Origin of the sequence: Anaeromyxobacter sp. Red801, assembly GCF_049201065.2 — a bacterium.
Classification (GTDB): domain Bacteria; phylum Myxococcota; class Myxococcia; order Myxococcales; family Anaeromyxobacteraceae; genus Anaeromyxobacter.
The window spans coordinates 531229-555953 of the sequence record NZ_CM181236.1 but is presented as its reverse complement, the minus strand read 5'-3'; the positions used below and the strand labels follow the sequence as shown (position 1 = coordinate 555953).

Sequence of the window (24725 nt, the reverse complement as noted above, 5' to 3'; positions counted from 1 at the left end):
CCGGATGCGACTGCCAGCCGCACCTTCGGCACTCGATCGGGGCGACTGCCAAGCCCCGAATAAAAAGTTCGTCATTCCCTGCGGATACGCACGGGCCAGGCTCGCTTGACACCTCGGAGGCCGTGGTTAGGATACGCGCGCCGCTGGCAGTCGGAGCACTCGACTGCCAGCCGGCTCCAACGACCTTCGAATCCCCCGCCGCACGGATGTGGGGGAGCCAGCGCCACAAGGAGGACACACCATGACGAAGATCCGTCCGCTGCAGGACCGCCTCATCGTGAAGCGGGTGCAGGAGGAGGAGAAGACCAAGGGCGGGATCATCATCCCGGACTCGGCCAAGGAGAAGCCCATCGAGGGCAAGGTGATCGCCGCCGGGAACGGCAAGGTCCTCGAGGACGGCAAGGTCCGTCCGCTCGACGTCAAGGCCGGTGACCGCGTGCTGTTCTCGAAGTACGCCGGCACCGAGGTCAAGATCGACGGCGAGGAGCACCTGATCATGCGCGAGGAGGACATCCTCGGCGTGATCGAAGGCTAGCTCCCCCCGCACCCTTCCACGGAAACGGAGCACAAAGACATGGCTGCCAAGGAAATCGTCTTCGATCAGAAGGCCCGCGACGCGATCCTCAAGGGCGTGAACACGCTCGCCGACGCGGTGAAGGTGACCCTCGGGCCCAAGGGCCGGAACGTGGTCATCGAGAAGAGCTTCGGCTCCCCGACCATCACCAAGGACGGCGTGACGGTCGCGAAGGAGATCGAGCTCGAGAACAAGTTCGAGAACATGGGCGCGCAGATGGTGAAGGAGGTCGCCTCCAAGACCTCCGACGTGGCCGGCGACGGCACCACCACCGCGACCGTGCTCGCCCAGGCCATCTACCGCGAGGGCTCGAAGCTCGTCGCGGCCGGCCACAACCCGATGGACGTGAAGCGCGGCATCGACAAGGCCGTCGAGGCCATCGTGGGCGAGCTGAAGAAGCTCTCCAAGCCGACCAAGGACCACAAGGAGATCGCCCAGGTCGGCATCATCTCGGCCAACGGCGACACCACCATCGGCAACATCATCGCCGAGGCGATGGAGAAGGTGGGCAAGGAGGGCGTCATCACCGTCGAGGAGGCCAAGGGCCTCGAGACGACGCTCGACGTGGTCGAGGGCATGCAGTTCGACCGCGGCTACCTCTCGCCGTACTTCGTGACCGACGCGGAGCGCATGGAGGCGGTCCTCGAGGACGCCTACATCCTCATCAACGAGAAGAAGATCTCGAACATGAAGGACCTGCTCCCGCTGCTGGAGCAGATCGCGCGCTCGGGCAAGCCGCTCGTCATCGTCGCCGAGGAGGTCGAGGGTGAGGCGCTGGCGACGCTGGTCGTCAACAAGCTGCGCGGCACGCTGCACGTGTGCGCGGTGAAGGCGCCCGGCTTCGGCGACCGCCGCAAGGCCATGCTGGAGGACATCGCGATCCTCACCGGCGGCCGCATGATCGCCGAGGAGCTCGGCCTCAAGCTCGAGCAGGTCACGCTGAAGGACCTCGGCCGCGCCAAGCGCGTCACGGTGGACAAGGACAACACCACCATCGTGGACGGCGCCGGCAAGAAGGAGGACATCGAGGCCCGGGTGAAGACCATCCGCGCCCAGATCGAGGAGACCACCTCCGACTACGACCGCGAGAAGCTCCAGGAGCGCCTCGCGAAGCTGGTCGGCGGCGTCGCGGTCATCAACGTCGGCGCGGCCACCGAGACCGAGATGAAGGAGAAGAAGGCCCGCGTCGAGGACGCGCTCCACGCGACCCGCGCGGCCGTCGAGGAGGGCATCGTCCCCGGCGGCGGCGTGGCGTACCTGCGCTGCGTGAAGGCGCTCGAGGGCGTGAAGGTGAACGAGGGCGAGAAGGTCGGCCTCGACATCGTCCGTCGCGCCATCGAGGAGCCGCTCCGCCAGATCTCCGGCAACGGCGGCTACGAGGGCTCGATCGTGGTGAACAAGGTGAAGGAGGCGAAGGAGGCCGCGTTCGGCTTCAACGCCGCCACGGGCGAGTACGAGGACCTGGTGAAGGCCGGCGTCATCGACCCGACCAAGGTCTCGCGCTCCGCGCTGCAGAACGCGGCGTCGGTCGCCTCGCTCATGCTCACCACCATGGCGATGGTCGCCGAGAAGCCGAAGGAGGAGGCTGCGGCCCCCGCCGGCGGCGGCATGGGCGGCATGGGCGGGATGGGCGGCATGATGTAGGCCGTCCCGTCCTCCCGGACGGAACGAGGGGTCGCCGGTTCGCCGGCGGCCCCTCTTCTTTTCGTGAGGACGGGGACTTCGCTCCGCGTGTGGACGGCCCGCGCGGGCGGTTGGTACCGTGGGTGGATGCGCCAGCCGCCCCGCCGGATCGCCGCGCCGGTCGCCGTCCTCGCCGTCGCGCTCGCCTCGCTGTCCGGCTGCGCCGGGGTGGAGAAGTTCCGCTGCCCGGAGCAGGGCGGGCCAGCCTGGCGCGAGATCCGCACCGAGCATGTCGTGCTCCAGACGGATCTCTCCTCCCGCAAGGCGAAGGAGCTCGCGGGCGAGCTCGAGCGCATGTTCGGCGTCGTGCGCCGCGGGCTGTTCCGCAACCCGCCGCCCGCGCCCGGCCTGCTGCGCGCCGTGGCCTTCGCGTCGCCAGGCGAGTTCAGGCGCTTCGCGCCGAAGCACGCCGGCGCGTACTACCTCCGGTCCGATCTCGGCGGGCCGATCGTGGTCATGCCCGGCACGCTCGGCGACGCGCAGCGGACCGCGATCGCGCACGAGCTCACCCACCACCTGACGGCCCAGATCTTCGCGCGCCAGCCGCCCTGGTTCATGGAGGGGCTCGCCGGCTTCATGGAGTCGATGGGCACCGCGGGCGTACGGGGCGCACCGACCCTGGGCGGCGCGCCGCCCCACCTGTACCAGGCGGCGTGGCTCGCCCACGGACGAACCGTCCGGGTGGCCGACGTCCTCACGTCGCGAAACCTGCTCGACAGCACCGGCAAGCTGTACGCCGAGGCGTGGGCCCTCGTGCACTACCTCGTGAACCGGGAGCCCGAGCGATTCCGCGAGCTGCAGGTGCGCTACGCGCGCGGGCAGGAACCCGCGACCGCCTGGCGCGAGGTCTTCCCGGAGTGGGACCCCGCCGCCGAGGACCGCGCGCGGCGGCTCGACGAGGCGCTGGACCGTTACCTGAACCACGGCGGGAAGTACACGTCTCGCCCCGTCCAGCTGCCTCCTGCGCCTCCGGTGACGGATCGGCCGATGACCGCCGCCGAGGCGCACTCCGCGCGCCTCTCGCTGCTGTGGCTCGCGCCGCGGATGCGGATCGACGACGCCGAGATCAACGCCGAACTGGAGCACGCGCTCACGCACGACCCCGGTCACGTGGAGGCGCTGGCGCTGCTCGCGGGCGCAGCCCAGGAGGACGAGGCCCTCCGCCTGATGGAGCGCGCCACCGTCGCCCACCCGGAGGACGCACGCGCCTGGCTGGCGCTCGCCTTCGTGATCCCCGCGGGCCAGGAGGAGCGGCGGCTCGAGGCGCTGCGCAAGGGCGTCGCGGCGGACGGCACGAACGCCGCCGCGCTCAGCCTGCTCGCTGCGGGGCTGCTCGACGCCGGGCGCTCCGGGGAGGCGCTGCCGCTCGCCCGTCGGGCGGTCGCGCTCGAGCCCTGGAAGACCCACGCGCTCGTCACGCTCTCCGGTGTGCTCGAGGACCTTGGCCAGTGCCCGGAGGCGCTCGCGCTGCAGCGCCGCGCGGTGGACGTGTTCCCGGAACGCGCCAACGCCGCCGCGCGGGCGGCGGTCGTCGAGCGGAGCGCTCGCCTCGAGGCGGCCTGTGGGCGGCCTCCGCCCGCGCCCGCCGCGGCGCCCTGACGCAGCGGATCGCGACGCCGCGCCGCTGCGCCTCGCGGCGCAACTCCGTCCGGAGAGCCCCGCGCCGCGGAACCCGAATTCCGCCGCCCCTCCCCGGCTCCCGCGGGAGCACGATCCGTCCATGACCAGGCGAACGATGCAGCGGGCCAAGGTGGAGCGTCCGGGGGACGTGGGCATCGACCTGCCCGCCGGCGCGGCGGCGGAGGCGCTCCGGCCGTCGGACTATCACCCCGTCGAGATGGAGCCGGCCGAGCCGCGTCCGGTCCGCGCGCACCACGGGCCGCGGGCGCACGCCGCGGAGGTGGAGCGTCCCGGCGACGTCGGCATCGACCTGCCCGCCGGCGCGGCGGCGGCCGAGCTCCGCCCATCCGACTACCACCCGGTCGAGATGGAGCCCGCCCACCGCGGGCGGGCGAAGCGGCGCACGCATCACTGAGGGTGACGTCAGCGCCCGGGGCCGGCGGGGAGCGCGAACAGCGCCTCCGCCGCGGCGCCGAACGCGCCGGCCACCTGCGCCGGGAACAGCAGCACCGGCAGCGCCAGGGCGGCGCCGGCGAGCACCGCCCAGGCGAGCGGGTGCGCGGTGTCCGTCTGCGTCGCGAGGAACACCGACGCGCCGAACAGGAGCAGCGTGAGCGTGCCGCCCACCAGCAGCGCGGCCGGGCCGGAGAACCCCAGCAGCCGCAGCGCGCCCGCGATGGCGACGAGGCCGGCCAGGTTGAGGAGGTCGCGCCCGCTGCCCGCCCACCAGGCCCGCCGCTCCTCGCGGAGGAGGCGGAGCCCCACCTCCTGCACCCACAGGAACCCGGCCACCGCGGCGACGTACGCCGCCACCGCCCCCGCGCGCGCCGTCCCCGCCGGACCGAGCACCGTCCACATGAACGGAGTCTAGCGCGAGGCGAGCAGCGCGCACGTCACCTGCCCCACGTCGAGCAGCGGCGGCGCCCCGGCCGGCACCTCGATCGCGAACGTGCAGGTCTGGCCGTGCCAGAGCACGTGCGCACGGTGCGTCCCGGCGGGCAGGCCGTCGAGCCAGAACTCGCCCTGCGCGCCCACCGGCGACGAGAACACGCGCCGGCTCGCGAGCACCACCACCGTGCCGTACGCCGGCACCGCGTCGTGGCCCGGCATCCGCACCCGGCCCTGCACCGCGCGCAGGCGCTCCACGTCGAACACCACCACCGCGCCGCCGCGCCGGGGCGGGCCCACCACGCGCTCCGTGGCGCCCACCGAGTGGTCGATGGGGACGTCCGCGTCGGCGATGGAGAGGCGGTTGCCGCCGTAGGGCAGCAGGCCGGGCACGAGCAGGTCGCCGCCGCGCCCGGTGCGCCCCACCGGCTGGTTGTTGAGGTACGCGTGCACGCCCGGGACGCCCGGGACGCGCACCACCGCGTAGCTGCCCTCCACCGGCCGCGCGGCGAAGACGCGCCCGTCCATCAGCACCAGCGCGCCGGACGCGGTGCCGGTGCCCACCTCGCCGGCGCGCGTGCGGTCCCAGGTCAGCTCGTAGCGGCCGAAGGACGACTGCGCCTGGCCCAGTGCGGAGACGTCGGTCTCGCCGGCCCAGCGGTCGGTGCGGACGCGGTAGCCGAACCCCTCGCCCAGCGGGAGCGGCCGCTGGATCCGGCGCCGGTCCGCGCCTCGCCGTCCTGCACCCGCGTGCCGGCGTCGAGCGTCGTGGCGCGAGGCCCGGTGATCGCGAGCCCGGCGGTGGCCGTCCACTGCGCCGTGCCGCCCGCGCCGGAGACACCGGTGCCGAGCTGGAGGTGGACGCCCCGCGCCATGCGCACGTACGCGGTGAGGTCGGCCGCCGAGCGGGCGCTCCCGTCGGCGTAGCGCGTGGTGGAGGCGGCGAGCTGGCCGGTGAGCCAGCCCAGCGGCGACCAGGAGACGTTCGCGCCGCTCCGCCAGAGCATGCGCGGGAACAGGGCGTCGGAGGTGGTCGTGACGTAGCCGCGCGACGTCCAGGTGTGGTCGAGCCCGAGCCAGGCCCGGCGCAGGCCCAGGCGCCAGCCGGCGAGCGCCGCGCCCCCGAGCGCGCCGGCGTGCCCGCTGGCGGCGCCGCCCAGCTGCAGCTCGCCCACCGGCAGGCCCACCACCGCCGAGAGCCCGCCGCTCGCCAGGTCCGGGGAGGCCTCGAGGCGCGCGCCCGCGGTGAACCAGTCGGTCACGCCGAGCCGGTGGCTCCCGAGCACCATGGGACGGCCGTAGTCCCAGCTCTCCAGGCCGAACGCGCGCCGCTGCGGCCCGGCGTACCAGGAGAACGCGTGGAAGCCCTGCGCGAGCAGGCCCTGGGCCTGGTAGCGCGAGGCGTCCACCTCCTCGGTGCGCCCGAACGCGTCGCGCACCACCACCCGCACGTCGTTCTGCCCGGTGGTCACCGGCAGGTTGGAGAGATCGTAGGTGCCGGGCGCCACCTGCATCGTGCGCACGAGCGCGCCGTTCACCCAGACCTCGACGGTGGAGGGGCTGGAGGCGAACGCCGACACCTGCGGCAGCGGCGTGGTGCGGCGGTAGGGGTCGAGCGCCGGCTCGCGCGAGATCCCCACGCCGCCCAGGATGGGCGCGCCCCCGAGCGGCTGCGCCGGGACGATCGCGTCACCCAGCGTGAACCGGATCATCGGCCCCGGCTCCTCGCGGGTGAGCGCGGTGAGCCCGCGGATCACCCGGCCGTCCGGGTCCACCGAGGCGCTCCCCAGCGCCAGGTGGCGCGAGAAGCTCACCCCGGCCTCGGCGAAGCCGGTCAGCTCGCGCCCGGTGGTCCCGCGGGCCGAGTAGTTGAGGAAGGCGCCGGGCGACTCGCGCAGCTCGAGGCCTGCCGGGCGGCGCAGGGTGTCGAGGTCGAGCGCCTTGCGGCCCAGCAGCGCCGGGCCGGCGGTGAGCCGGAGCGTGAGCGCGGCCTCGTCCACCTCGAACTCGAGCCGCGGCGCCAGCGAGCGCAGCGACACCAGCTCGCGCCCGTCGGTCGTGCGCCGCGCGCCGTCGCCGGCGGCCACGCCCAGGCGCTCCAGGTCGGCGGGCGCGACCCAGGCGTCGCCGCCGTCGAGCACGACGAGCACCGGCTCGCCCTCGGCGTCGTTCACGATGGGCAGCAGGAACGCGGGGCGCGGGCCCGGGGCGGGCTCGACGGCGGGTGAGGGCTGGGCGCGAGCCCCGGCGGCGGCGGCGAGCGCCGCGAGCGCCAGGGCCAGCGTCCGCGCGGCGGTCACGGCCCGCAGGCGCCCGGCGGGATCGGGGCCGACGCCTTCACCTCGCCCGTGTCGAGGGCGGCCGTCACGGTGGCGGTCACGGCCGCGGCGCGCGCGGCGGCGCACACGGCCTCGCCGAGGGCGACCTCGTAGCGGCGCTCGCCGCCCGCCAGCACGTACCAGCTCTCCAGGTCCTGCTCGAGCAGCGGGCCACCCGCGGCGCCGCGCACCACCAGGCGGACGGCGGTGGGACGGAAGCGCGCGTTGCCCTCGTTGCGCAGCAGCGCGGTGAGCCGGCCGCCGGCGGCCGCGGGCGGCGCCACCACGGCGCGCACCATCGGTGCGGCCGGCGCCACGAACACCGGGATGCTGATGCGGGTGAGCACCCGCACCTCGGCGGCGGACACGTCGGCGGGCGGCGGCAGCTCCTCCAGGAACACCCGGAAGCTCCGCTCCGCCTGCCCGGGCGCGAGCTCGGTGCCCACGCGCACGTTGCGGCTCGTCCCGGGCGCGATCTCGAGCAGCGGCGGGAACGCGAGGAGCTCGGCGGTTGGCTGGACGGCCATGACGCCGGCCGCGTCCTGCGCCCACGCCGCCGTCCGCACCTGCACGCGGAGCGGCGTCGAGCCGGAGTTGCGCACCTCGAGCAGCGCGGTGCGCCCCCGCGGCCCCAGCTCGACCAGGATCGGCTTCACGTCGATCTGGCCCGCGCGCGCGGGCGCCGCGGCGGCGAGCAGCAGGGCGAGGATCGCGCGGGCGAGCAGGGTCATGGGCGGCACCGTCCCGGTGGAGGATTTCCGGACGGAGGCCCGTCACGGTATACGAAACGACGGACCGATCAATGAATCGGCGGCTGCCACATCTCCCGACGTCCGGCGCGCCCGCGCTCCTCCTGGCGGCGGCGCTATCGCTCCTCGCGCCCGCGGCGGCGCGCGCGGCGAGCTGCAGCCTGACCATGGGCACCTCGATCGCGTTCGGCGCGTACGACCCGCTCTCCCCCGTCCCGCTCACCACCACCGGCCTGCTGCAGTACCGGTGCTCGCGCGGGCAGCCCATCCGGATCACGCTCAGCCCGGGCAGCTCCGGCGACGCGCACGCCCGCACGCTGCGCCAGGGCCCCTGGACGCTCGCGTACAACCTGTATGCGGACGCGGGCTTCGGGACGATCTGGGGGGACGGCACCGGCGGGACCGCGGCGGCGCCCGCCGTCACCACGCTCTCGAACGGCCTCACCGTGGCCTATGTCTTCGGGCGCATCCCCGCGCGGCAGGAGCCGCCGGTCGGCCCGTACTCCGACACCATCGTGGTGACGTTCGAGTTCTGATCGCGCACGCCGTCCACCGCGACGGGCAGATATCGCGTCCGAGCCGGACCCACCGCGGCGCCTGCGCGGCGACAGCGCCCCCGCGTTGACCACGGGTCACGCGCTCTTCACGTGGGATGGGGATGCCGGGCGGCCTCGACCCCGGTTAGCGTCCGAGCCTCGCGATCTCGCGAACGTTCACCCAAGGAGCCGTCCACATGCAGAAGCTCGCCCTGCGCCTCGCGCTCGCCGCCGCCGCCCTCGCCCTCACCACCGGCACCGCCCGCGCGGCGACCGCCACCGCGACCCTCGACGTCACCGCCACGGTGGTCCCGTCCTGCACCATCGCCGCCGCCCCGGTCGCGTTCGGCAACTACGACCCGCTCGTCACGAACTCGAGCACGGCCCTCAACGCGCAGGGCACGGTGACGGTCACCTGCACGACCGGCACCGCGTACACGGTCGGCCTCGGCGCCGGGAACAGCGCCAGCGGCAGCCGCGCCATGCAGCACGCGACGCTCGCCGCCGAGCTCCCCTACGAGCTCTACCTCGACGCGGCGCGCACCACGGTCTGGGACAACACGGTGATGCAGAGCGGCACCGCCGCGGGCATCACCCCGGTCGCGTACCCGGTGTACGGCCGCATCCCGGCCGCCCAGAACGTCCCGACCGGCAGCTACGCCGACGCGGTCGTCGCCACCGTCACCTTCTAGCCGCTCGCCGTCGCCTGGCCCGCGCGCCGGTCCGCACCCGCGGGCCGGCGCGCGCCGTTTCCAGCCCTCACCTCGCCGCCGCCGGGCGGCGGCGCCGCGCCAGCGCGAGCGCCACGCCGGCGAGCAGCACCGAGCTGCCGCCCCCCTGCCCGCTGCTGCAGCCGCCGCCGGCGACCCCGAGCGTGGCCGAGAGCGGGTCGGTCTCGCCCGGATCCACCGTGCCGTCGTGGTCCGTGTCCTCGCCGCCGTCCGGGATGCCGTCGTCGTCGGTGTCCGGATCGCGCGGGTCGGTCTCCCCGGGATCCACGGTGCCGTCGTGGTCCGAGTCCTCGCCGCCGTCCGGGATCCCGTCGTCGTCGGTGTCCGGATCGCGCGGATCGGTCTCGCCCGGATCCACCGTGCCGTCGTGGTCCGTGTCCTCGACGCCGTCCGGGATGCCGTCCCCGTCGGTGTCCGGGTTGCGCGGATCGGTCTCGCCCGGATCCACCGTGCCGTCGTGGTCCGTGTCCTCGACGCCGTCCGGGATGCCGTCGCCGTCGGTGTCGGGGTTGCGCGGATCGGTCTCGCCCGGATCCACGATGCCGTCGTGGTCCGTGTCCTCGACGCCGTCCGGGATGCCGTCCCCGTCGGTGTCCGGGTTGCGCGGATCGGTCTCGCCCGGATCCACCGTGCCGTCGTGGTCCGTGTCCTCGACGCCGTCCGGGATGCCGTCGCCGTCGGTGTCCGGGTTCTGCGGATCGGTCTCGCCCGGATCCACCGTGCCGTCGTGGTCCGTGTCCTCCACCCAGTCCGGGATGCCGTCGCCATCGGAGTCGAGCGGCGGCACGACCGTGATCGCCACGGTCGCCGACGCGGTCGTGGTCCCGTCGCTCACCGCGTAGGTGAACGCGTCGGCGCCGGCGAAGCCCGCGGCCGCGAGGTACTCGACGGTCCCGTCGGCCAGCACGGTGACCGCTCCATGGGCGCCCTGGGTGACGGAGGCCACCGCGAGCGCGTCGCCGTCCGGATCGGCGTCGTTCGCGAGGACGGCGATGACCACCGGCGGGCCGCCGGCCGGAGCGGTGGCGGCGTCGGGGCGCGCGACCGGCGGATCGCCGACCGGCGTGACCGTGACCGAGACGGTGGCGAGCGCCGCCTGCCCGTCGCGATCGGTGACGCGGTAGGTGAACGCGTCCGGCCCGGCGTAGTTCGCGGCAGGGGCGTACGTGATCGTCCCGTCCGCGTTCGCGGTCGCGGTCCCGTGCGCGGGCTGCGAGGCGAGCGCCACGGCGGCGGGCCCGTCGAGCACGGTGTCGTTCGCGAGCACGTCGGCCGCGGCCAGCACGGTGTCCTCCGCGGTGCTGAAGGCGTCCGCGGCGGCGACCGGTGCGCCGCTGTCCACCGGCGTGACCTCCAGGCTCACCTGCGCCGAGGCGGCCTGGCCGTCCCGGTCCACGACCTGGTAGGTCAGGGTGTCGGGGCCGAAGAAGCGCTCCGCGGGCGTGTACGTGAGGGTGTGGTCGAGGTTGACGACCGCGGTGCCGTGCGCCGGGGCGGCCAGGATCGTCACCGACGCCACGCCGTCCGTCACCGTGTCGTTCGCCAGCACCGCCAGCGGCGTCGCCGTGCCCTCGGGCGTGGTCGCCGTGTCCGGCGCCGCGACCGGCGGGCCGTCGTCCACCGCGGTCACGGTGATCGTCACCGTCGCGGTGGCGATCTGCCCCTCGCGATCCGCCACCCGGTACGTGAAGACCTCCGTGCCCGACCAGTCCGGCGCCGGCGCGTACGCGAGGCTGCCGTCCGGGTTCACCGTCGCCGTGCCCTGCGCGGGCGCGGTCGCGAGCGTCACCACGGAAGGCAGGTCCGCCACGGTGTCGTTCGCGAGCACCGCGATGACAGGGAGCGCCACGTCCTCGGCGGTCGAGACCGCGTCGGCCACGGCCACCGGCGCGCCGCTGTCGGCGGGCTGCACCGTGATGCGGACCGTGGCGGAGGCGGTCTGCCCGTCGCCGTCCGTCACCTGGTACACGAGCTGGTCCGGGCCCTCGTAGCCGGGCTCGGGTGCGTACGTGATCGTCCGGTCGGGATTGAGCGAGGTGGTGCCGTGCGCGGGCGGCGCGAGGACGGCCAGCGCCCCGACGCGGTCCGTCACCGTGTCGTTCGCGAGGACGTCGAGCGGGGACGGCGTGCCCTCGATCACGGTCCGGTCGTCGTCCACCGCGACGGGCGGGCCGTCGTCCACCGCGGTCACGGTCACGATGACGACGGCGGTGTCGGTCTCCCCCCCGGCGTCGGCCACCTGGTAGACGAACGTGTCCGTGCCGAACCAGTCCGCCGCCGGCGCGTAGGTCACGGTGCGGTCCGCCTGGACGGCGGCGGTCCCGTGCGCCGGCGGCGAGGCGATCGCGACCGCGGTGTCCGCCTCGATGCCGGTGTCGTTCGCGAGCACCGGGATGCCGACCGGCGCGTCCTCGGGCGTGGCGGCCGCGTCGTCGAGCGCGTCCGGCGGATCGAGGTCGCCCGGGTCGTTGGTGGCGTCGCCCAGGTTCGCGGGGATGCCGACGTAGCAGCCGAAGTCCGCGTTGAGCGAGTACGTCTGCGCGTTCGTGCCGCCCCAGACCACGAAGTCCTGGGTGAGGTCGAGCCCCGCCGCCGCCAGCGTCGCCTTCGGGATCCGGAGGGTGATGAACCAGTCCGGATCGCCGCCGAAGCGGCTGCCGTCGCCCGTCTCGCGGACCGCCCAGTAGTCGCCCGCCGGCGTGAAGTCCTGGATCAGCGCGTCGGCGGGATCGCGCGGGTTGGTGGGGTCCTTCACCGTGTTCGCGAGCCACTGCACGTGCGTGGTGCTGTCGATGTTGCCGTCGGCGGTCAGCATGAACTCGTACGTGTCGAGATCGCCGTCGGTGTCCACCAGCACGTCCCAGCTCGAGGGCTGGAGCAGGGTGGTGCTCCCGGGCTTCCGCGGATCGCCGCTGACGCGCATGCGGAAGTAGACGTTGGCCGCGTCGGCGGCCCGGTAGAACGCCGGGTGCGTGGCGTCGCCCACGATGTCGCGGGTGGCGAGGCCGGTCTCGGCGTCGCCGGCGACGTCCCCCTGGCCCTCCCCCGCGCAGAGGAACGCGCGGAAGCTCGCGTCCGGCGGGAGCGCGGCGATGGCGTCGGTGCGGGCGGCGGCGGGCCGCGCGGGCGACGAGCGGCTGCAGGCCGCGACGGCGAGCGCGGCGAGGACGAGGCCGGCGAGTCGGTTCGTGCGGATCATGGCGCGCTCCTCACAGGGACTGCGTGGGCTTCGTCTGGTCCACCGGCGCCCGCGGCAACGCGAACTGCACCCCCGCGAAGACGCGCCAGTCGGGCGTCCCCCAGCCGCTCTGCAGGCCCATCCCGCCGCCTGCGAGCAGGCGCAGCGCGCCGACCGGCTCGAACGCGCCGTAGCCGCGCAGCTCGATGGAGGTCTCGTCCGAGCGCTCGAACGGACGCGCCGCCGACACCGCGGCCGCGAGCGCCAGCCCGGCCTCGAGCGGCAGCCGCGTGCGCGGCCTCAGGTCGTACGCCGCGCCGACCTGCGCGGTGAGCTCGCTGCCGAGCTTCGCGTCGAGGAGCGGCCGCGACTCGCGCACCACCGCGCCCGCGCTCGCCGCCACCCGCGCGGCCCCGAGCGCACGCGACGCCGCGAGCTCGGGCTGGAACGTCACCTCCGAGCCGATGAAGCCGCTCGAGCCGAGCGGGACCGAGAGGCCCGCCAGGACCGCGAGGTCGAGCCCGTGGCGCCCGGCCCTGAGCAGCTGCACCTTCGGCACGAGGCGCAGCGAGCCCACGCCGAACCCGTCGAGCGAGCCCGTGCCGGAGGCCGAGCCGGAGCCGGGCGTGTGCTCCTGGTCGAGGACCACCGGGACCTCGAGCGTGAGCTGGGCGCGGTCGAGGATGCCGACGGTGGCCGCGAGCGCGCCGCTCACCCGGTCGCCCACCACCGAGCCCACCCGCAGCCCGTCCATCCGGTGCAGGACCAGCGGGTCGTTCGCGTAGCCGAGCCAGGCCGCGCCCGACATCGAGAGGTGCGGGACGACGCCGCCGCCCTCGACGCTCAGGACGCCCGAGCGATCCGCCACGAGCCGCATGCGGTCGAGCGTGGTGGAGTCCGCGTCCGCCGCGCGCGCGTCGCGCGCCGCCGCCGCGATGACCACGGCACACGCCACGAGCGCCAGCCGCCAGCCATTCCGTCGCGCCATGTCTGCCCCCCCGAGCAGTCTCGACGCGATCGAGTCTCCGCTTCGGGCGGGGCAGCGCCAATGCCGCGGGCATGGCGCAGCCGATGGTCGTGTGGGAGCGGCTCCTGCCGTCGGATCGCGGGACCCGCGGCGCCCGCGGCGTCCCACGGGCGAGCGGCAGGGTGTTCACGATCGGTCACGCGGTGCGGCGGGCGGCCGCTGCCGGCGCCCGCCGCTCGAGCGCCGACGGCGAGAGGGTGGCTCACGTGCCACGCCGCGGCGCCGAACGCCCGCCTACCTCCGCGCCGGCGTCGCAGCGCCCCCGCCGACGACCCTCGCGGCCAGGATCCGGATCGGCGGCGAGAGCGCCTGCTCCTTCGCCGGCGCCCGGTGGATGCGCCGCACCACGTCCATGCCCCGCACCACCCGGCCGAACGCGGCGAAGCCCCGGCCGTCCGGGTTGCGCCGGCCGCCGAAGTCCAGCTCCGGCTGCGGGCCCACGCAGACGAAGAAGTCGCTCGTGGCCGTGTCCGGCCCCGCGCGCGCCATCGAGACCGCGCCGTCCACGTGGCGCAGGCCGGTGTCGCGCGTCCGCTCCAGCCGGATCGGCGCGTGGTCGCGGTCGGCCTGCGCCGGCGCCACGCCGGCCTGCACCACGTCGATCTTCACCGCGCTGCCGGGCTGGTTGCCCGCCCGCACGGTGCGGTGGAACCGGCCGCCGTCGTAGCGCCCCTCGCGCACGTAGCGCAGGAAGTTGGCCACCGTCGCCGGCGCGCGCGCCGCGTCGAGCTCCAGCTCGAGCTCGCCGAGCTCGGTGGTCATCACGACGTGGACCGGCGCCGCAGCCGGCGCCGCCGAGGCCGAGGGGGCGGCGGCGAGGAGCAGCGCGAGGACGGGGAGCGAGCTCATGCGGGCACGCTAGCGCGAAGGACGTCGGGCGCGCTCTCCTCTGCGCACGATCTCCTGCCCCAACCGGGACGTCACGCGGCCGATGTGCCGCTCGTCGCCCGGCCCGACACTCGGAAGCCCGGAGGACCATGACTCGCGACACGACGTTCGAGGAAGCCCGGCCGCTGCTGTTCGGCATCGCCTATCGCCTGCTCGGCTCGCGGGCGGAGGCCGAGGACGCCGTCCAGGACACGTTCCTCCGGTGGCACGCGGCGGACCGCGGCGCCGTGGAGAACGCCCGGGCGTGGCTGACGAGCGTCTGCACGCGGCACTGCATCGACCTCATGCGCGCGGCGGATCGATCCCGGGTCGACTACGTCGGCGCGTGGCTGCCGGAGCCGGTGCACGCCGCGGAGGCCACCTCGCCGGAGGACGTGGCCGCGCTCGACTCGTCGCTGTCCGTGGCGTTCCTGATGCTCCTGCGGCGCCTCGCGCCGAAGGAGCGCGCCGCCTACCTGCTGCACGACGTCTTCGAGCTGGACTACCGGGAGATCGCCGCCGCCCTCGGCATCCGGGAGCCCGCCTGCCGCAAGCTCGTCTCGCGGGCGCGGGCGTCGGTCGCGAGCGGCCGGTACGCGCAGGCGCCCGCCAGGGAGCGGCAGGAGGAGCTGCTCCGCGCGTTCCAGCAGGCCGTCTCCGAGGGCGTCACCGATCGCCTGAAGCAGCTCCTCGCGGAGGACGTGGAGCTGCGCGCCGACGGCGGAGGGAAGGTGGCCGCCGCGGAGGCGCCCGTCCTCGGCCGCGACGCGGTGCTCGGGTTCGTCGGCGGCGCGCTCCGGGAGTACTGGAGCGCGTACCGCTGGGAGATGACGGAGCTGAACGGGACCGTCGCGGCGATGCTGTGGCTCGGCGACCAGCTGGCGGCGACCGTGAGCTTCGGGTGGGACGAGGAGCGGCGCGCCCGCGCCGTCTACATCGTGCGCAACCCGGACAAGCTCGCGGCGCTGGGCTGACGATCCCGGTGGTCCGGAGCGCCGGACGTCACGGCGGCGCCGGCTCGTTCGTCGTGACCTCCGAAGCACGATGCCACGACGTCCCGCCCAGTCCCGACCCGGTGCCCCCATGAACGCCGCCCCCCTCGGAACCCTGCTCGCCATGCTCCCGCCCCAGGCTCACGCCAAGACCGTCCACAATCCCGCGCAGCTCTTCGATCCCGCCCCCTACGGCTTCTCGCACGTCACCTCGGTCCCGGCCGGCGGCCGCCTCGTGTTCGTGGCCGGCCAGGGAGGCGAGGAGGACCGGCAGGGCAAGCTCACCCCCGACTTCCGCGCCCAGGTCCGCCAGGCGCTGCGTAACGTCCAGACCGCGCTCCGGTCGCAGGGCGTCGAGATGGGCGCGGTCGTCAAGGTGACGACGCTGGTGGTGGATCACGACGCCGCGAGGCTGCAGGTGATCATCGAGGAGTTCGAGCGGATGTGGCCGGCGAAGGACTTCCCGGTGAACACGCTCATCCCCGTGCCGCGGCTCGCGCTCGACGGGATGCTCGTCGAGATCGACGCCGTCGCGGTGGCGAGCGCGAGGCCTCCGGCGCGGTGAGGGAGCGCCGCGGGGCCGCGCACGCGCTCGCTTCGCACTTCGCGTGCGCGACCGTCGGCCGCGGGGCCCGAACTCGACGGACGCAGGGTTGAATGGTGGGATCGGGTCAACCCTCCCAGGAGCCGCCCAGCATGGCCCGCGCCCTTCGTCGCCTCCTCCCCGTCGTCGCGGTCCTGGCGGTGCTCGGCGCCGCCCTCGGAGGCTGCTCGGGCGGCGGGGGCGACCCGCCCGCGGACCCGTGCGCGGGCGTCTCCTGCGACGACGCGAACCCGTGCACCGACGACGCGTGCGCCGCGGGCCAGTGCACGCACGCCGCCAACGCCGCGCCCTGCGACGACGGTGACGCGTGCACGACCGGCGACGTCTGCGCCGGCGGCGCGTGCGGCGGCGCGGCGGTGGAGTGCCCGGCGCCGCCGAACGCGCAGTGCTGGGACGCGCCCACCTGCGACCCTGCCACCGGCTGCCTGAACCACGCGAAGCCGGCCGGCACGCCCTGCGACGACGGCAACGCCTGCTCCAGCGGCGACGCCTGCGACGCGGCCGGCGCGTGCGTCGCGACCGGCACCACGACCTGCGTGCCGCCCGGCGATCCCGCGTGCTGGAGCGGCGTCTCCTGCGATCCCGCCACCGGCTGCTCGTTCACGCGCCGTCCGGCGGGCACGCCGTGCGACGACGGGAACGCGTGCACGGCCGGCGACGCGTGCTCGGCGAGCGGGGCGTGCGCGCCCGGATCCGCCGTGAGCTGCCCGTCGGGCCCGTGCCAGCGCGCGACCTGCGCGCCGGCGACCGGCTGCGCGCTGGAGGCGCTCGCGGACGCGACGGCGTGCGAGGACGGCAACGCGTGCACCACCGGCGACGCCTGCGCCGGCGGCGTCTGCGTCGGCTCGGCCCTCGACTGCGGCGACGGGAACGCCTGCACGATCGACGCCTGCGACGGCACGATGGGCACCTGCACCCACGTCCCGGCGGCGCCCGGCACTGCGTGCGACGACGGCAACGCCTGCACGAGCGCGGATGCCTGCGACGGCGCCGGCGCCTGCGCCGGCGAGGCGCTGGCCTGCCCGCCCACCGACGCGTGCGTCGCGGGCTCCTGCGACCCGGCCAGCGGCAGCTGCGCGTACGCGCCGATCTCGTGCGACGACGGGAACGCGTGCACCGTGGACGCCTGCGACCCGGCGACGGGCTGCGTCCACCCGCCGAAGAGCTGCTCGGACGGGGATGCGTGCAGCGTGGACTCCTGCGACCCGGCGACCGGCGCCTGCCTGCACAGGGCGCTCGTCTGCGACGACGGGAACGCGTGCACGCTCGACGCCTGCAGCAGCGCATCGGGGTGCGTGTACCAGCCGCGGAGCTGCGCGGACGCCGACGCCTGCACGATCGACGCATGCAACCCGAGCGTCGGCTGCGAGCACGCGCCCAAGGTGTGCGCGGACGCGGACCCCTCGACCACCGACACCTGCGACCCGGCCACCGGTGCGTGCATCCACACGCCGACGCTCCCGACCGTCTCGGTCTCGCCGGTGGCCCTCGCCACGTACCAGTTCGTGTGTGGTCAGTATCCGTGCGGCACGTACTGCTGTGACTGGAACCTGTTCGGCCGGTGCACCGGCACCTGCACGAGCTACTGCCCGCAGTACTGCAACCAGCTCCAGTCCTTCACCATCACGAGCGCGCCCGCCGGGATCTCGTGCAGCGCCGGGCCGAACGGCGTGAGCGGAGCCTGCAGCGCGCCGTTCCCGAGCGGCACGACCGTGACGCTGTCGTCCACGTCCGGCGGGACCGTGTTCTCCGGCGCCTGCACCGGAACCGCGTCCTGCACGATGGTGGTGAACCAGCCCGCGAGCGTCACCGCGACCAACTGAGCCGGCGGGGGACGGCCGGACGGGTCAGGCGGGGCGGCACCGGACCGCACCCGTCGGTCGCACTCGGACGGCCCGCCGCCGCCCCGCACGCTTCGTGCTATCGGTGCGACCGGAAGCTCACGTCGCTGGCACGCACGCGCGGAGGTCGCCCATGCCCTTGACCCATAGGGTGGCAGCGGAGTTCGTCGGTACGTTCTGGCTCGTCCTCGGCGGCTGCGGCAGCGCGGTGCTGGCGGCCGCGATCCCGGAGCTCGGGATCGGCTTCCACGGCGTCGCGCTGGCGTTCGGCCTGACGGTGCTGACGATGGCGTTCGCCATCGGGCACGTGTCCGGCTGTCACCTCAATCCTGCCGTGACCGTGGGGCTCACCGTGGCGCGCCGGTTCCCGGGCGCCGACGTCGGCCCGTACGTGGTCGCGCAGGTGCTCGGCGCGGTGGCCGGCGCGGGCGTCCTGTACCTCATCGCCTCCGGCAAGGCGGGCTTCGACGTCTCCGCCGGCTTCGCGTCGAACGGCTACGCCGAGCACTCGCCCGGCGGCTACGCGATGGGCGCGTGCTTCTTGACCGAGCTCGTGATGACGTTCGCGTTCCTGTTCGTGATCCTGGGCGCCACCGACGAGCGCGCGCCGAAGGGCCTCGCCCCGGTCGCGATCGGACTCTGCCTGACGCTCATCCACCTCGTCAGCATCCCCGTGACCAACACGTCGGTGAACCCCGCCCGGTCCACCGGGCCGGCGCTGTTCGTGGGCGGCTGGGCGCTCGGGCAGCTGTGGATGTTCTGGATCGCGCCGATCGTGGGCGCGGCCCTGGCCGGCGTCGTCTACCCCCTCATCGCCGGCGGCCGCGCTGCGCACCGTCGAGCGGAGGCCCGGCCCGCCGCGACGGCGTGAGCGGTCGCACGCGCTCCTAGCGCCCCAGCTCGGCGCGCCACTGCTCCGGCGTGTGCACGAAGTTCTGGTCGTGCGTGAGTCGCGCGACCCCCACGTCCCAGCCGCGCACGACGGTGACGCCGACCGTCGGTGCGCTCGCGGCGTCGGGGTGGTGTTCCAGCAGCGCGGCGGCGACCTGCCTCGCCGCCTCGGGGACGTCCTCGGGTGCTCCGGCGTAGCAGACGACGCCGGCGACGACCTTCGACGTGCCTCCCGCGCGCCAGGTGGTGACGGTCTTGACCTCCATCGAGTTCACGCCCGGGATCGACGCGACCCGCTCGAGCAGGACGGGAGGGAGCCCGTTCGCCGTCAGTGCGGGAACCCAGACCACCATCGCCGTCGCCCCTGCCGCCACCAGCGCGATCCACACCGCGCTCGCGATCATCGGCCGGCGGGAGCTCGACGCGGTGACCGGCAGGCCGACGCGGCCCGCCTCGACGACGTAGCTCCCGACGAGGAGGTCGTGCAGGCCCTGTCGCGTGGGACGGTTCAGGAGGACGGTTCCGAGGGTCGCGCCCCCCAGGCCCAGGACGAGGACGCCCGTGACCCACAGCGCCGCGACGGCCACCGGTCCCGACAGGCGGAAGGTGACGCCGTTGATCATGCCGGGCAGTGAGATCAGGAGAGCGCGGACGAACGCTCGCGACGCTGGCAGGCACCGGCCGTCGGCGTCCACGACCCGGAGCCGCAGCAGCCGCTTCCCGAGCGTCTGCCCGTTCCCGATCTCGCTCCCCAGGATGCCGAGGTACGGGACGGCGACGAGCAGCCCGAGGAGCCGCGCCGGCGTCCCGATGGGCGCGAACCGCTCGCCGAGCAGCAGGCCCAGGGGAAAGCCGATCGCGGCGAGGACGAGCGTGTCCACCAGCCATGCGGCGAGCCGGCGCCAGAGGCCGGCGAAGCGTGCTGCGACGGGCTGCGTCTCGAGAACGGGCTCCGCGAGCGGCTCCATGCATCCCCCCGTGCGATGCGCGCGTGAACGGGGCCTCGTTCACCGTGCGCGGACTCCGGCGTCGAGACGGTCGCATCACGGATCGTCCGGGTCAAGGCCGTCCGGCGGCGGCGCAGGGTTCGTGCGAGACCTCCGCGGCCGCGTGCACCCGGAGCAAATCCCCTAATATCGAGGACGCGCGAAGCGCGTCCTCGGAAACACGTACTCCCGGCAGGTGCTTCTCATGCGAACGGCGACGAGGGTCATGGTCATCGGCTGGGGCGTGCTCGCGCTCGTCCTCGCCGGGGTCGGCATCGCGGGGGCGGTGCTCCCGCAGGAAGACGACCTCGGAGCCGCGATCCTGGTGGTCTCGAGCTTCGTGACGGGCATCGGGCTCGCCGCGATCGTGATGTTCGTCGGAGCGATGCTCGGACTGCGCGCCGTGGTGACCGACCGCCACGCACGAACGTCGGGGGTCGGTGCCGCGACCGGCGGGACCCTGCTCGCGGCCACCGGGCTTGCGACTTACCTGTGGTGGTTCGTGTTCGGATGGTGAACGCCGTCAGGCATTCACGGACGACGGACTTCCCTGAAGCCGTACGAAAGACCGGAGCCGCCCTGTAAGCCGGGTTCTGTTCCGCGGGAAACCCCGCGGCGACGAACATTCATCTCGGACGCGCGTTGCCGCGCGTCTCCAGCGAGCATACCCGGAGGCCTGGACCGGGCCGGTCTTGCCCTCCCGCTCGCGCGGGTGGGACGCCTCCCTATTCGCTCTTGCACCGCGTGGGGTTTGCCGTGCCGCGCCGGTCACCCGGCGCGCGGTGCGCTCTTACCGCACCGTTTCACCCTTGCCACGCACGCCGGTCGCCCGGCGCCGTTCGGCGGTCTGTTCTCTGTGGCACTTTCCTGCGGGTCGCCCCGACCGGCCGTTGGCCGGCACGCTGCCCTGTGGTGCCCGGACTTTCCTCGGCGGCCCCCTTCCCTGCAGGACCGACGCGTTCGCCCGGGCGGCTCCGGCGAGGCGGATGTAACACGGCCCCCGTGCCCCGGCAATCGACCTAGCGGCGCATGGCGGCCGGGACCCCGCGCTTCGGGCAGAGGTCGGCCACCACGCACCGCGAGCAGGTGGGGGCGCGCGCCGCGCAGGTCCGGCGACCGTGCCACACGAACAGCTGGTGCCCCCTGCCCCAGCGCGCCTCGGGCAGGAGCGCCATCAGGTCCCGCTCCACGCGGTCGGGGTCCTGCTCGCGCGTGAGGCCGAGCCGGCGCGAGACGCGGCCGACGTGCGTGTCCACCGGGAACGCCTCCGCGGCGCCGAGGTGCACGAGCACCACGCCGGCGGTCTTCCGCCCGACCCCGGGCAGCGCCTCGAGCCCCTCGCGCGTGCGGGGCACGCGCCCGCCGTGCTCGCGCGCGATGGCGTCCATCGCGGCCACGATCGCCTTCGCCTTGTTCCGGAACAAGCCGAGTGAGCGGATGTAGGGCCAGAGCTCCTCCGGCTGCGCGGCCGCGTAGGCGACGGCGTCGGGGAAGCGCGCGAACAGCGCGGGGGTCACCTTGTTCACCCCGGCGTCGGTGCTCTGCGCGGAGAGGATCACCGACACGAGGAGCTGGAGATCGTCCTGGAAGGCGAGCGCGATGCGCGCGTCGGGCATGGCCGCGTCGAGGCGGTCCACGATCTCGGCGGCGCGGGCGCGGGCGTGCGCGCTCGGCGCGCGGGACCGTGGGCGGGGCGGCATGCGGGCGCGGATGCTAGCACCGGCGGGCGCGCGGGCGAGCCGCCGGAAGGAAGAAGGCGCCCCGGCGCGGCGGCCAGGGCGCCTTTCCCACACCCTCCCCCGCGGAAGGCGGCGGATGCGGCGAGGCGATGGTGGATATCGTGGCCTGCAGGCGCGATGCGGTCAAAGCCCTCACCGGGCCAGGCGGCGGCGCGGTGTCCCGTCCTCACTCGACAAACGGGCCCGCCCGTGCCAGCCTCTGCGCTCGCAAAGGGTCCCGCGGGGGTGCGGGCCGTCGCTCGGCACGCCGCTCCAGGGAAAGGCCCTCGTCGCGCGCCATCGGAGGATCGCGCTTCATGCAGATCAACCTGCGCAAGGCGATGTTCGTGCTGCCGAACCTGTTCACGGTCAGCTCGATCTTCCTGGGCTTCTACGCGCTCACGCTGTCCGCCGGCGAGGCCACCCCCGCCCAGCTCTACCAGGCGGCCCTCGCCATCTTCTTCGCCATGTTCTTCGACGCGTTCGACGGCCGCGTCGCGCGCATGACGAAGACCCAGTCCGACTTCGGGGTCCAGCTCGACAGCCTCGCCGACGTCATCTCCTTCGGCGCGGCCCCGGCGCTGCTCGTCTACAAGTGGGCGCTCGCCCCGCTCGGCTTCGTCGGCCTGTTCTTCTCCTTCGCCTTCGCCGCCTGCGGCGCGCTCCGCCTGGCCCGCTTCAACGTCCTCGCCCAGCGCGGCGACAAGGGCTCCTCCGCCTTCTTCGTCGGGCTGCCCATCCCGCTCGCCGCCGGCACCATCACGGCGCTCGTCATCGCGCACTACAAGGAGTTCGGCGCGGCCACCAACCCGGCCACCCGCGTGCCGGTGCTGGTGGTGGTCGCCCTCCTCTCGTTCCTGATGGTCTCGACCGTCCGCTACCGCACCTTCAAGGACGTGCACCTCTCCGCGCGCAGCCTGTCGGCGTTCGTGCTGGCGAGCGCGGTGGGCCTGGCGGTGGCGTACGCGACCCGCGCCTCCTTCGCGCTGGTCGTCTACATGGGCGCGTACATCGCCATGGGCCTGGCCGAGTCGCTCTTCGAGAAGGCCCGGACGCTCGACCGCAGCCGGCTGCCGCCGGCCGTGCGCGCCGAGCTCGACGCCGACGAGGCGCTCGAGCCCGGCCCCGAGGACGTGGACGGGGACAAGGCGGAGCAGGACGAGTACATCTAGCGCGTGACCACGCCGCCCCCGCCCGCGCCCGGCCCGGCCATGCCCGCGCCGGGCGCGTCCACCTCCGGCCTCCTCTCCCGCCTCCGCGCCCGCGGCCTGAAGCGCGGCCCGAGCCCGAAGGGCCCGCCCGGCCCGGCGGTGCTGTTCGCGGCGTGGGGTCCCTGCGGCTACGCGCCGGTCGCGCCCGGCACGTTCGGCACGCTCGGCGCCATCCCGCTCTACTGGGCGCTCAGCTGGCTCACCTGGCCCGCGTACCTCGCCGCCACCGCGGCGCTCACCGTGCTCGGCATGGTGGCGGCGCACCGCGCCGGCCGTTACTGGGGGGTGGCCGACGCCTCGCCCATCGTGGTGGACGAGGTGGCCGGGTACCTCGTAACCATGGCGCTCGTCCCGTTCTCCTGGCCCGCGGCGATCGCCGGCTTCGTGCTGTTCCGGATCTTCGACGTGCTGAAGCCCTGGCCCGCGTCCGCGTTCGACCGCGTGAAGAACGGCTTCGGCGTGGTGATGGACGACGTGGCGGCCGGGGTGTTCGCCTGGTGCGCGCTGCAGTTCGTGCAGCTCGCGCTGCGGCTCCTCGCCGGCTGCGGGACGGTGTTCCACTGGTGGTGCGCGGAGGTGGGGTCGTGATGCAGGTGGAGATCCTCGCGACCGGGGACGAGCTGCTCACCGGCCAGGTGGTGGACACGAACTCGCCCTGGCTGATGGACCGGCTCTGGGACCTGGGCCTCATGGTCCGGCGCAAGACGCTGGTGGCCGACGACCGCGACGACCTGCGCGCCGCCCTCCTCGAGACGACCGCGCGCGCCGACCTGGTGGTGATGAGCGGCGGGATGGGCCCGACCGAGGACGACCTCACCTCCGAGTGCGTCGCGGCGGTGCTGGGTGTGCCGCTGGAGCGCCACGAGCCGTCCATCGAGCTGCTGCGCGAGCGCTTCCGCAAGCTGGGGCGCACGCTCACGCCGAACAACGAGAAGCAGGCCTGGTTCCCGCGCGGCGCGGAGGTGATCCCGAACCGCTGGGGCAGCGCGCCGGGGTTCACGGCGCAGGTCGGGCGCGGGCGGGTGGTGTGCCTGCCCGGCGTGCCGGTGGAGTACCGCGGCCTGTGCGACGAGTGGGTGCTGCCGCACGTGCGCGCCCGCCTGGGCGAGGTGCCGTCGGCGGGCCTCGTGAAGCTGTTCGCGGTGCCCGAGTCGCACGCCGACCACGCCATGCGCCCGGTGATGGACGACCCGGCCAACGCCGGCGTCCGCTTCGGCTACCGCGCCCACTGGCCGGAGGTCCACGTGAAGTGGACCGTGCCCGGGCCGGACGCGGCGGCCCGCGCCGCGCGCATCCGCGAGCGCGTGCTCGGGATCTTCGGCGAGCAGGTCTTCGGCGAGGGCAAGGACGAGCTGCCCGACCTGGTGGTGGCGCGCCTCGCCGCCCGCGGCGAGCGCGTGGCGCTGGGCGAGTCCTGCACCGGCGGGATGGTGGCGGAGCTGCTCACCTCGGTGCCGGGCGCCTCGGCGGTGCTCGACCTCGGCGTGGTCGCCTACGCGAACGCCGCCAAGGAGCAGGTGCTGGGGGTGCCGGCCGAGCTGCTCGCGGCGCACGGCGCGGTGTCGGAGGCGGTGGCGCGGGCGCTCGCCGAGGGGGCGCGCCGGACCGCGGGCGCGGCCTGGGGCGTCGGCATCACCGGCATCGCGGGGCCGAGCGGCGGCACGCCGGAGAAGCCGGTCGGCACGGTGCACCTCGCGGTGGCGGGCCCGTCGGGCACCGAGGCCGTGGCGCGCGCCTACCGCGGCGACCGCGACCGGGTCCGGCGCCAGGCCGCCTACGAGGCCCTCAACCTGCTGCGGCTCGCGCTCCGCTGAGGCGCGCCCGGCCTCAGGGCGCGGGCGGCGCGGCGAGCTCGACGCAGAACGCCTCGACGAAGCGATCCCAGGTGACCTGGGCGGCGCCGCTCGCCATGAGCGCCTCGTAGGTGCGCGTGGCGGGCTCGAGGAGCTCCGGCAGCGGCCGCGGCGCGTACCGGGCGGTGAGCCCGCCGTCCTCGAGCACCCGGCGCACCAGCGCCTGCACGTTCACCGCGCGCCCCTCGAGCTTGCCCTGCCGGTCGATGAGCCAGCCCACCAGCTGCCCGATCCGCTCGCGCACCGCCACCCGCACGCCGGCGCCGCCGGCGGCCAGCGCCTCGTTCACCGCGTCCGGCGCGGCGTCGCGGACCACCACCCAGGTGAGCGAACGCTCCGCGGCATAGCCCGCGCGCTGCAGCGCGGCGAGACAGCGGGCCTCTTCCTCGGGCGGGCAGCGGATGCGGACCACGGGCTCGGTGCGGGGGCTCACGGGCCCCGTTCGTACCCTCGCGGCG

Annotated in this window: 24 protein-coding genes and 1 other RNA gene; 14 read left to right on the top strand and 11 right to left on the bottom strand. The window is 74.8% G+C overall.

From position 1 onward, the window contains the following. Positions 1-241: 241 nt before the first annotated feature. The 4 genes from groES to ACOQFB_RS02445 all read left to right on the top strand — a co-directional run bounded on the left by groES (position 242) and on the right by ACOQFB_RS02445 (position 4292). Entirely contained in the window at positions 242-535 is a 294-nt protein-coding gene (gene groES, locus ACOQFB_RS02460) for a co-chaperone GroES (protein WP_011422641.1), read from the top strand. Between the two features lie 39 nt (positions 536-574). Then, entirely contained in the window at positions 575-2218 is a 1644-nt protein-coding gene (gene groL, locus ACOQFB_RS02455) for a chaperonin GroEL (RefSeq protein WP_059437183.1), read from the top strand. Positions 2219-2344: 126 nt separating this feature from the next. Next, complete coding sequence (locus tag ACOQFB_RS02450; protein WP_421610447.1) at positions 2345-3856, top strand: DUF1570 domain-containing protein; 1512 nt, start codon at positions 2345-2347, stop codon at positions 3854-3856. A gap of 121 nt (positions 3857-3977) precedes the next feature. Next, entirely contained in the window at positions 3978-4292 is a 315-nt protein-coding gene (locus tag ACOQFB_RS02445) for a hypothetical protein (protein WP_421610448.1), read from the top strand. Between the two features lie 8 nt (positions 4293-4300). On the opposite strand, the gene ACOQFB_RS02440 is transcribed toward ACOQFB_RS02445, so the two are convergent. The 4 genes from ACOQFB_RS02440 to ACOQFB_RS02425 are packed head-to-tail and all read right to left on the bottom strand — an operon-like array spanning position 4301 to position 7814. Next, positions 4301-4735, bottom strand: coding sequence for a hypothetical protein (locus ACOQFB_RS02440; protein ID WP_059437180.1), 435 nt, complete (start codon positions 4733-4735; stop codon positions 4301-4303). 9 nt (positions 4736-4744) lie between these two features. Next, positions 4745-5329: a hypothetical protein gene (locus ACOQFB_RS02435; RefSeq protein WP_494492441.1), complete on the bottom strand. Its 585-nt coding sequence runs from the start codon at positions 5327-5329 to the stop codon at positions 4745-4747. Between the two features lie 26 nt (positions 5330-5355). Beyond that, positions 5356-7065 carry a fimbria/pilus outer membrane usher protein gene (locus ACOQFB_RS02430; RefSeq protein ID WP_494492440.1) on the bottom strand — a complete coding sequence of 570 codons (1710 nt, stop codon included), beginning with the start codon at positions 7063-7065 and terminating at the stop codon, positions 5356-5358. Further along, positions 7062-7814 (bottom strand): fimbrial biogenesis chaperone, encoded by a 753-nt coding sequence (locus ACOQFB_RS02425; RefSeq protein WP_421610450.1) that lies wholly within the window; start codon positions 7812-7814, stop codon positions 7062-7064. The genes ACOQFB_RS02430 and ACOQFB_RS02425 overlap by 4 nt, the downstream gene beginning before the upstream one ends. Positions 7815-7885: 71 nt before the next feature. On the opposite strand from ACOQFB_RS02425, the gene ACOQFB_RS02420 reads away from it, so the two are divergent. Next, positions 7886-8368 (top strand): Csu type fimbrial protein, encoded by a 483-nt coding sequence (locus ACOQFB_RS02420; RefSeq protein ID WP_059437177.1) that lies wholly within the window; start codon positions 7886-7888, stop codon positions 8366-8368. Between the two features lie 197 nt (positions 8369-8565). Beyond that, positions 8566-9060: a Csu type fimbrial protein gene (locus ACOQFB_RS02415; protein ID WP_059437176.1), complete on the top strand. Its 495-nt coding sequence runs from the start codon at positions 8566-8568 to the stop codon at positions 9058-9060. 67 nt (positions 9061-9127) lie between these two features. Here ACOQFB_RS02415 and ACOQFB_RS02410 read toward each other — a convergent pair whose 3' ends face one another. The 3 genes from ACOQFB_RS02410 to ACOQFB_RS02400 all read right to left on the bottom strand — a co-directional run bounded on the left by ACOQFB_RS02410 (position 9128) and on the right by ACOQFB_RS02400 (position 14153). Further along, positions 9128-12298 carry an Ig-like domain-containing protein gene (locus tag ACOQFB_RS02410; RefSeq protein WP_494492439.1) on the bottom strand — a complete coding sequence of 1057 codons (3171 nt, stop codon included), beginning with the start codon at positions 12296-12298 and terminating at the stop codon, positions 9128-9130. A 10-nt stretch (positions 12299-12308) separates the two neighbouring features. Continuing rightward, positions 12309-13265 carry a transporter gene (locus ACOQFB_RS02405; RefSeq protein WP_421610452.1) on the bottom strand — a complete coding sequence of 319 codons (957 nt, stop codon included), beginning with the start codon at positions 13263-13265 and terminating at the stop codon, positions 12309-12311. A gap of 273 nt (positions 13266-13538) precedes the next feature. Continuing rightward, a complete protein-coding gene (locus ACOQFB_RS02400; protein ID WP_421610453.1) occupies positions 13539-14153 on the bottom strand; it encodes a peptidylprolyl isomerase in 615 nt (204 codons plus the stop codon). Positions 14154-14281: 128 nt separating this feature from the next. On the opposite strand from ACOQFB_RS02400, the gene sigJ reads away from it, so the two are divergent. From sigJ to aqpZ, 4 genes are all read left to right on the top strand, one after another. Then, the gene (gene sigJ / locus ACOQFB_RS02395; protein ID WP_421610454.1) at positions 14282-15145 is read left to right on the top strand and encodes an RNA polymerase sigma factor SigJ; all 864 of its coding nucleotides are present in this window, start codon (positions 14282-14284) and stop codon (positions 15143-15145) included. A gap of 109 nt (positions 15146-15254) precedes the next feature. Continuing rightward, entirely contained in the window at positions 15255-15728 is a 474-nt protein-coding gene (locus tag ACOQFB_RS02390) for a RidA family protein (protein ID WP_421610455.1), read from the top strand. Between the two features lie 131 nt (positions 15729-15859). After that, complete coding sequence (locus ACOQFB_RS02385) at positions 15860-17590, top strand: hypothetical protein (RefSeq protein WP_421610456.1); 1731 nt, start codon at positions 15860-15862, stop codon at positions 17588-17590. Positions 17591-17741: 151 nt separating this feature from the next. Then, on the top strand, positions 17742-18479 hold the full coding sequence (aqpZ, locus tag ACOQFB_RS02380; protein WP_059437430.1) for an aquaporin Z: 738 nt from the start codon (positions 17742-17744) through the stop codon (positions 18477-18479). 16 nt (positions 18480-18495) lie between these two features. Here the strand turns inward: aqpZ and ACOQFB_RS02375 are convergent, their stop codons facing one another. Continuing rightward, positions 18496-19467, bottom strand: a complete 972-nt coding sequence (locus tag ACOQFB_RS02375; protein ID WP_421610457.1) for an RDD family protein — start codon at positions 19465-19467, stop codon at positions 18496-18498. A 244-nt stretch (positions 19468-19711) separates the two neighbouring features. Here ACOQFB_RS02375 and ACOQFB_RS02370 point away from each other — a divergent pair, with 244 nt between their 5' ends. Next, a complete protein-coding gene (locus ACOQFB_RS02370) occupies positions 19712-20002 on the top strand; it encodes a hypothetical protein (RefSeq protein ID WP_421610458.1) in 291 nt (96 codons plus the stop codon). A 49-nt stretch (positions 20003-20051) separates the two neighbouring features. On the opposite strand, the gene rnpB is transcribed toward ACOQFB_RS02370, so the two are convergent. Both rnpB and nth read right to left on the bottom strand, forming a co-directional pair. Continuing rightward, an RNA gene (gene rnpB, locus ACOQFB_RS02365) (RNase P RNA component class A) lies at positions 20052-20461 on the bottom strand. A gap of 43 nt (positions 20462-20504) precedes the next feature. After that, on the bottom strand, positions 20505-21185 hold the full coding sequence (gene nth / locus ACOQFB_RS02360) for an endonuclease III (protein WP_421610459.1): 681 nt from the start codon (positions 21183-21185) through the stop codon (positions 20505-20507). A 335-nt stretch (positions 21186-21520) separates the two neighbouring features. Between nth and pssA the strand changes: the two genes are divergently transcribed. From pssA to ACOQFB_RS02345, 3 genes are read left to right on the top strand one after another with little or no spacing between them, the layout of a single operon-like run. Continuing rightward, the gene (pssA, locus tag ACOQFB_RS02355) at positions 21521-22375 is read left to right on the top strand and encodes a CDP-diacylglycerol--serine O-phosphatidyltransferase (RefSeq protein WP_059437426.1); all 855 of its coding nucleotides are present in this window, start codon (positions 21521-21523) and stop codon (positions 22373-22375) included. A 3-nt stretch (positions 22376-22378) separates the two neighbouring features. Next, entirely contained in the window at positions 22379-23002 is a 624-nt protein-coding gene (locus ACOQFB_RS02350; RefSeq protein WP_421610460.1) for a phosphatidylglycerophosphatase A family protein, read from the top strand. After that, on the top strand, positions 23002-24228 hold the full coding sequence (locus ACOQFB_RS02345; RefSeq protein WP_421610461.1) for a CinA family nicotinamide mononucleotide deamidase-related protein: 1227 nt from the start codon (positions 23002-23004) through the stop codon (positions 24226-24228). Before ACOQFB_RS02350 ends, ACOQFB_RS02345 begins: the two co-directional genes overlap by 1 nt. Before the next feature lie 13 nt (positions 24229-24241). Here the strand turns inward: ACOQFB_RS02345 and ACOQFB_RS02340 are convergent, their stop codons facing one another. Beyond that, a complete protein-coding gene (locus ACOQFB_RS02340; RefSeq protein WP_421610462.1) occupies positions 24242-24700 on the bottom strand; it encodes a hypothetical protein in 459 nt (152 codons plus the stop codon). Between the last annotated feature and the right edge of the window lie 25 nt (positions 24701-24725).

Coding starts and splice junctions, on each gene's coding strand:
- groES (WP_011422641.1), top strand. CDS start 242: ATGACGAAGATCCGTCCGCTGCAGGACCGCCTCATCGTGAAGCGGGTG.
- groL (WP_059437183.1), top strand. CDS start 575: ATGGCTGCCAAGGAAATCGTCTTCGATCAGAAGGCCCGCGACGCGATC.
- ACOQFB_RS02450 (WP_421610447.1), top strand. CDS start 2,345: ATGCGCCAGCCGCCCCGCCGGATCGCCGCGCCGGTCGCCGTCCTCGCC.
- ACOQFB_RS02445 (WP_421610448.1), top strand. CDS start 3,978: ATGACCAGGCGAACGATGCAGCGGGCCAAGGTGGAGCGTCCGGGGGAC.
- ACOQFB_RS02440 (WP_059437180.1), bottom strand. CDS start 4,735: ATGTGGACGGTGCTCGGTCCGGCGGGGACGGCGCGCGCGGGGGCGGTG.
- ACOQFB_RS02425 (WP_421610450.1), bottom strand. CDS start 7,814: ATGACCCTGCTCGCCCGCGCGATCCTCGCCCTGCTGCTCGCCGCCGCG.
- ACOQFB_RS02420 (WP_059437177.1), top strand. CDS start 7,886: ATGAATCGGCGGCTGCCACATCTCCCGACGTCCGGCGCGCCCGCGCTC.
- ACOQFB_RS02415 (WP_059437176.1), top strand. CDS start 8,566: ATGCAGAAGCTCGCCCTGCGCCTCGCGCTCGCCGCCGCCGCCCTCGCC.
- ACOQFB_RS02410 (WP_494492439.1), bottom strand. CDS start 12,298: ATGATCCGCACGAACCGACTCGCCGGCCTCGTCCTCGCCGCGCTCGCC.
- ACOQFB_RS02405 (WP_421610452.1), bottom strand. CDS start 13,265: ATGGCGCGACGGAATGGCTGGCGGCTGGCGCTCGTGGCGTGTGCCGTG.
- ACOQFB_RS02400 (WP_421610453.1), bottom strand. CDS start 14,153: ATGAGCTCGCTCCCCGTCCTCGCGCTGCTCCTCGCCGCCGCCCCCTCG.
- sigJ (WP_421610454.1), top strand. CDS start 14,282: ATGACTCGCGACACGACGTTCGAGGAAGCCCGGCCGCTGCTGTTCGGC.
- ACOQFB_RS02390 (WP_421610455.1), top strand. CDS start 15,255: ATGAACGCCGCCCCCCTCGGAACCCTGCTCGCCATGCTCCCGCCCCAG.
- ACOQFB_RS02385 (WP_421610456.1), top strand. CDS start 15,860: ATGGCCCGCGCCCTTCGTCGCCTCCTCCCCGTCGTCGCGGTCCTGGCG.
- aqpZ (WP_059437430.1), top strand. CDS start 17,742: ATGCCCTTGACCCATAGGGTGGCAGCGGAGTTCGTCGGTACGTTCTGG.
- ACOQFB_RS02375 (WP_421610457.1), bottom strand. CDS start 19,467: ATGGAGCCGCTCGCGGAGCCCGTTCTCGAGACGCAGCCCGTCGCAGCA.
- ACOQFB_RS02370 (WP_421610458.1), top strand. CDS start 19,712: ATGGTCATCGGCTGGGGCGTGCTCGCGCTCGTCCTCGCCGGGGTCGGC.
- nth (WP_421610459.1), bottom strand. CDS start 21,185: ATGCCGCCCCGCCCACGGTCCCGCGCGCCGAGCGCGCACGCCCGCGCC.
- pssA (WP_059437426.1), top strand. CDS start 21,521: ATGCAGATCAACCTGCGCAAGGCGATGTTCGTGCTGCCGAACCTGTTC.
- ACOQFB_RS02345 (WP_421610461.1), top strand. CDS start 23,002: ATGCAGGTGGAGATCCTCGCGACCGGGGACGAGCTGCTCACCGGCCAG.